We start from the raw sequence: 6,072 nt of genomic DNA on the forward strand, positions 1-6,072 counted from the left end.
TCAGGGTGTTATCGTATGAAGCGGAAATCGCGGTTTTGCCGTCTAGTGCGATCGCCACTGCCCTTACCAGGTCAGTATGACCGGTGAGAGTTCTAAGTTCGGTGCCTGTCTTGGTGTCCCAGATTTTCAGGGTTTTATCCCATGAACCGGAAATCGCGGTTTTACCGTCTGGTGCGATCGCCACTGCCCTTACCGGGTCAGTATGACCGGTGAGAGTTCTAAGTTCGGTGCCTGTCTCGGTGTCCCAGATTTTCAGGGTGTTATCATCGGAAGCGGAAATCGCTGTTTTACCGTCTGGTGCGATCGCCACTGCTAATACCGAGTTACTATGACCGCTGAGGGTTCTAAGTTCGGTGCCTGTCTCGGTGTCCCAGATTTTCAGGGTGTTATCATCGGAAGCGGAAATCGCGGTTTTGCCGTCTGGTGCGATCGCCACTGCTCTTACCGAGTCACTATGACCGGCAAGTGTCCGCAGCGCTCCTTCATTTGCCCGTTCTAAATTACCCCTCAAAGGCCGCAGCCATACACTATCTTTCGATTGCCGCGCCTGTTCCAAGATCCCTTGAATCTGGGGCACTTCAAAATCCAGCAACCTTCCCCACAAATGCTCAACCAATTGCGTTTTATCGCTATCCAAAACGTGCGCCGACTTCCGAATTCCCCCTTGAATCAACTTCAGCATTTTCCCTTGCCCCTCCGACAACAAAACATCAGAAACCCTCGCCAAATCGTAATCCTCAATTAACGCTTGTACCCCGATCGCATCCAACTTCGCCTCAATAAAATCAAAATCCGTCAACAACTGATGCAGCCGTTCCCCTTGAACACTCTCCGCCAAATGCCCCGGCAGAGTTTCCAAAGCATAAAGCCGCTTTTGCGGCGACATTTTCCCCAACCGTTCTTTAAACTTACCCATCGCCGTACAAATCCTCCCACAAATTATCAGAAATCGCCGTTTCGATATCCCGCAGCGAAACCCCAGCTTTCTGCACTACATCCTTACGATGCAGAAATCTTTGGAAACTCGCGTGATAGATACTGTAATCTGGGGGAGTGTCGCTGCTACGGCGCAGAAACTGTTCCCAATCATCCAGAACTTCCTGCAAATCTAAAGCATCTTCCTCAGCAAAATCCGCCAAAATATCGCAGGAAACAGGCTTACGAGTTTTTGTCAACAAATAAATCACCTTCAACTTGCGGCGGCGCAATTCTTTATCTTTAACCGCCATTTCCATCCGCGCCCAATGCTTCTCATAATATCCTTCCAACTCCCTCGGCAAATCTTCCAAAGTCACATCGCTGTACTTGCCGCTATCGATATCATTGAGCACATAGCGGAGGTACATAAAATTATTCTGGCTTTTTTCCGCCACCGCCGCCACAAACTGATCTCGCTGCAAATTTTGCCGGTTAATCCAACTCTGAATTGACGCGCTGTTGCTGGTGCGTTTGTCAATATAAAGCTTGACATCCGCCAAACTTTCTGCACTGTACTGCATCAAATCAAAAACCTGATGATTTGGCAAAGGCAGAGATTCCGGTCGCTTCGAGACAATAAAATAAACATTATCCGGCAAAGCATCTGGCAAATAGAGGACATTGCTGCCCCGCCCATGATCGCTCCGATCGACTTCATCGAGCGCATCCACAACACAAACTAACTTTTTCCCGCCCAATTTAGCACTGATTTCCCCCAACAATCGACTGAAAAAATTGCCATCTGTAGTTGCATTTTCGGGCAATTTTGGGTAATCCAGTTTAAAGGCTTGAATTAACTGAGTGCAGGCATTTTCCAGAAATTGCTTTGCCTTAACCGTGCCTTGAGATTGCGAGTTAAAATGGACTACACAGCGCCGCTTCATCAGCAGCACTAACTTTGCCATGATTGAACTTTTCCCGACACCCGGATCTGCTTCTAAAACAAAATATCCTTTGGGATTTTTCTGCAAGAATTCGGCAATTGCTTCAAATACAAATCGGCGACCGGTAAAGTCTTGAGTCCGGTCGGCAATAATCGTTTCGCACTCGTAGGGAAGCGGCAATCGGGGCGCGGAAGTATCAACAAATCGTTCCAGCAAATTCTGAACTTGCGCCAAATCGGATCGGATGCCAATTTCTATGGATTCCAATTTCCCCATCACTTGACAAATCTGCTGCCCAGTTGCCACGGCCTCCAATTTGTGCAGAATTTCCCCATTTTGCAGCCCCAAATCTCTCAGTTCCGCCAAAGCAATTTGGTGCAGATTCAACAGCATCGCCGCAAACTTTTCTCCTCCCTTCGCCGCATCCAGTTTCAGCACTTCGCGGTACGCTTTCGGGAAAGTTGCGTACAGCTTGTCCGCCACAAATTCCACAATTTCCGCATCGAAGGATTTGCCCTCGCTGGCCGCGAATTCGTTGAGGAAAGTGGCCCAATCTGCCGTTGTCAATCCGGTAACTCGATCGAACTCCTCCGCATCCGCAGAAAAAATCTTGGTTAACTGGTCTTCGGAAATATTTAAACCCCTTGACAAATCGGCTGTATTCGTGTTAATATCCAGCCAGTATTCAGGAGTTTTCTCGGCTAATTGACTGAGTGCTGTTTCTGGATAAAGCAAATTTTTGGTTTCGGCGATCGCAATTAGGCGATCGGACTTCGCAACCTCTCTCAAAATATAGCCGATCGCCTCACCCGCCGCCTTAATCAAATCGTGATTATCGAGAATCCTCGGATTTTTGCTCAACCCTTCCGTCATCCGATTTGCCAGTTCATCAGCGGCTATAGTCTCAGCCATACTACCAGCAATCGCTGCTAAGATAGAAACTCCCCCAAGTGCGATCGGGCCGCCAATAATACCCGCTGCTGCTTGAGTTGCCGGATTGGCGATCGCATTTGAAATAACTTGTCCAATAGCCATCACCGCACTGCATCCAATTACCCTAGTTTTAAAATTAGCTAAGTACATTAGTGGCATAAAATAAATATTCCTCTTTTTAAAAGTTGGTAGTAATTATATCTTGTCGGCTGCCGTTTAGTCCGTCGCTGCGAAAATTTCAAGTTAATTTAGAGATTGTCGATCGCGACGCACCCTAGAATATAAAGTAAAATATAATTAATTATCTCGAAGTTCTTTTTCTTGCAAAATTTGGGTAGCCCAAACCCGATCTTCTTCCGATAGAGACGGTACGGGTTCTCGATTATAGTCGATCCGATAATCATAGCCAGCGCGATCGTAAATACCTGCAAATATTTCTGGTAAATTAACAATAGGTTCTACATCTTCCTCACGCAAGGGAAGCGGAAATATAGGTAGAGAATCGCGGAGATTAAAAGCATAAAGTTCGGCAAACGGACGGCGATTACTAGGACTGACCAAAACCCGATAATCGCTTTGAATAGAATGATTAAGAATGGGCATAGATTCCCATTTTCGTAGTAAATCAATTTCGACTAAGTTGGTTAAGCTACCTAAAATAGTCTGGCGTTTTTTGAGATAAGTAATTCTTCCTTCTCCACTACGTTTGTTCACAGGAGAAAGAATCTCAATTGCAGTGACAACTTGTTTAGTTGCCATTTCTCGCACTTCCAGGTAAGTCTGTTTAATTTTTTCAGGAGCAGGCACTTTAACGGTAGTCGGAAGTGTTATACTTACAGTGGCAACTGAACCTGTAGGAATATTCTGGTTATTAGATTGACGCTTAATCGCGACATCGGGGATACCTACTAAAAGAGACTCGTCGTTACTTTCATGTAGATCGGTAATTTCATAGATTCGTTTGTCAATTGCCACCTCATATTTAGGGCGAATTTGAGGCATGATGGTATCCGCGATCGCGATAATCAATCTATTGTGAGTTTCCTGCCAGAAATCGGGGTGTTCTAAGTAGGGGTCCATTCCAGGAAAAGGTGAAGGCATAGGACTGTTCTCCAATGTATTGACTTTCAAATCATTTTAGCATTTTTAATTTTGTAGGGTTCGTCGCTTTAAAGCGAGGCAGAGCCTCTGGATATAGGTTCCCAGACTGGAGGCTGGGAACCAGTTAAAGCTTGTCAAAAACAGGCAGGATGCCTGTTCCACAGTAATTATTGGAGATGTCTATTTGTAGATGAATTTTATCTGTTGTGCAACAGGCATCTTGCCTGTTCCTAAAACCATAGACACCCCAAATATCCACTACAAAACAGCAGCAACACTTGCCATCAATAACCCTTGAAACAATTTAACCCCATCAGTTTCGCCCAGCATCGGATCGGATGCCCTCTCAGGATGCGGCATCATTCCTAACACATTGCCTTGGCGATTGCAAATACCGGCAATATTATTTAACGAACCGTTGGGATTGCCAGCATCGCTAATTTTGCCAGCCTCTGTGCAGTAGCGAAACAGCACTTGCTCGTGCTCTTCTAGTTCTGCTAAAGTATCGGCATCGGCATAATAGTTGCCTTCACCGTGGGCGATCGGCAAATCGATGATTTCACCGGAAGTATAAGCCGCAGTCCAACGAGTATTACCGCGTTCGACTTTCAAAGAAGCGCGATCGCAAATAAAATTTAATCCCGCATTCCGCACCAGAGCACCTGGCAACAAACCAGCTTCAGTCAACACCTGAAAACCGTTGCAGATGCCTAATACAAGCTTTCCTTGTTTAGCGTGTTCCGCAGTAGCCCGCATCGCCGGAGAAAAACGGGCGATCGCGCCGCACCGCAAATAATCTCCGTAACTGAAACCACCGGGAATTACAATGATATCAATATCCGAAATGTCGGTATCTTCGTGCCAAATCATCCGCGTCGGTTGGTGAAGTAACCCTTGAGTCACCCACACCACATCGCGATCGCAATTTGAACCCGGAAAAACAATAACTCCAAATTTCATAAGCTGAAGGAAGAAGGAAGAAGGAAGTTCGGCAACGGATTATGTAACGGATGTAACGGATGTCAGGAAGAGGTGTCAGGAAGAGGTGTCAACATAAGACTAAAATCTTATGTTTTTCTCCCTTGTATCGAAGTCTCGATCCCCCTAAATCCCCCTTAAGAAGGGGGACTTTGAGTCGTTGTAGTTCTTGTGTTTTTAACGAAGACTTTGAATGCTCTTGTCCCCGCTTTTTAACAAAGACTTTCAAAACCCTCTTGTCCCCCCCTTATTAAGGGGGGTTAGGGGGGATCTCCGGCTTTAAAAACACCCTACGGGCGATCGCATTTATGCCGCCGCTGTCTCCACAGCAACAGGAATTTCAGTCAAATCAAAGCGATAATTTTCAATCACTGGATTAGCCAAAAGTTGGTCGCAAACGCGATCGAGTTGTTCGCGGGCCTCCGACTCACCAGCAGCAGTCAGCGTCAATTCAACGTACTTCCCGATTCGCACACGCTCAACATTGTCGTATCCCATGTGTTGCAAACCAGACTGTACGGCAGTGCCGGCGGGATCTAAAACCGAAGGGCGGAGGGTAACATAGATTTGGGCAAGATATTTCTGAGTCACGGGAATGTTGCGGTAGGTGATGTGAAAGTTAGCCCCATTGTATTCTACAACCGAGCTGCGCGCCGATCGCCCTTTGGTTCGCCCAAGTAAGATAGCCTAGAAACAGGGACTGATTTGACTCTAGCAGATTACACAAAAAAATTATGAGAACCAACCGCACCCGCAGTCAGGAGCGTATTTTACACTTGCTCAAGCACTTGAATCGATCGCTCTCAGCGCAAGATATTTACTTAGAACTGCGTAACAGCGACCACAGCATGGGCCTAGCAACAGTTTACCGCTCCCTCGACGGTTTAAAGCGAGAGGGGTTCGTTCAGGTCAGAACGCTTGCTAGTGGAGAATCTCTCTACGGTGCCGCCCACCAAGACCAACATCACTTAACTTGTCTGGAATGTGGCACCTCCATTACGATCGACGAATGCCCCGTCCACCACTTAGAAAGCCAACTACAACAATCTCATTCTTTCAAGATTTATTATCACACTTTGGAGTTTTTCGGATTGTGTGATCGATGTACTTTGGCTCAAGAATCTTAGGATCGCGAATTAAATAACTTACAATTTTAATTGTTATTGTGGGATGGGCGTCCCGCCCGTCCTTTTTGGAC

Annotated in this window: 6 protein-coding genes; 1 reads left to right on the forward strand and 5 read right to left on the reverse strand. The window is 46.3% G+C overall.

Annotated elements, in window-relative coordinates; genetic code table 11:
* From QUA03_RS26710 to purS, 5 genes are all read right to left on the reverse strand, one after another.
* A partial coding sequence (locus tag QUA03_RS26710) for a WD40 repeat domain-containing protein (RefSeq protein WP_445304875.1) occupies positions 1–916 on the reverse strand: 916 nt, incomplete at its 3' end.
* Positions 909–2,954, reverse strand: coding sequence for an ATP-binding protein (locus QUA03_RS26715; protein WP_333216454.1), 2,046 nt, complete (start codon positions 2,952–2,954; stop codon positions 909–911). The genes QUA03_RS26710 and QUA03_RS26715, both read right to left, overlap by 8 nt.
* Positions 2,955–3,092: 138 nt before the next feature.
* Positions 3,093–3,896 carry a DUF4058 family protein gene (locus tag QUA03_RS26720; protein WP_333216456.1) on the reverse strand — a complete coding sequence of 268 codons (804 nt, stop codon included), beginning with the start codon at positions 3,894–3,896 and terminating at the stop codon, positions 3,093–3,095.
* A 258-nt stretch (positions 3,897–4,154) separates the two neighbouring features.
* Entirely contained in the window at positions 4,155–4,856 is a 702-nt protein-coding gene (gene purQ, locus QUA03_RS26725; protein ID WP_333216458.1) for a phosphoribosylformylglycinamidine synthase subunit PurQ, read from the reverse strand.
* 324 nt (positions 4,857–5,180) lie between these two features.
* Positions 5,181–5,465 (reverse strand): phosphoribosylformylglycinamidine synthase subunit PurS, encoded by a 285-nt coding sequence (purS, locus tag QUA03_RS26730; RefSeq protein WP_333042010.1) that lies wholly within the window; start codon positions 5,463–5,465, stop codon positions 5,181–5,183.
* Positions 5,466–5,608: 143 nt separating this feature from the next.
* Between purS and QUA03_RS26735 the strand changes: the two genes are divergently transcribed.
* Positions 5,609–6,001 carry a Fur family transcriptional regulator gene (locus tag QUA03_RS26735; protein ID WP_333216460.1) on the forward strand — a complete coding sequence of 131 codons (393 nt, stop codon included), beginning with the start codon at positions 5,609–5,611 and terminating at the stop codon, positions 5,999–6,001.
* Positions 6,002–6,072: the final 71 nt, after the last annotated feature.

Source organism: Microcoleus sp. S36b_A4, assembly GCF_036700645.1.
Lineage (GTDB): Bacteria > Cyanobacteriota > Cyanobacteriia > Cyanobacteriales > Microcoleaceae > Microcoleus.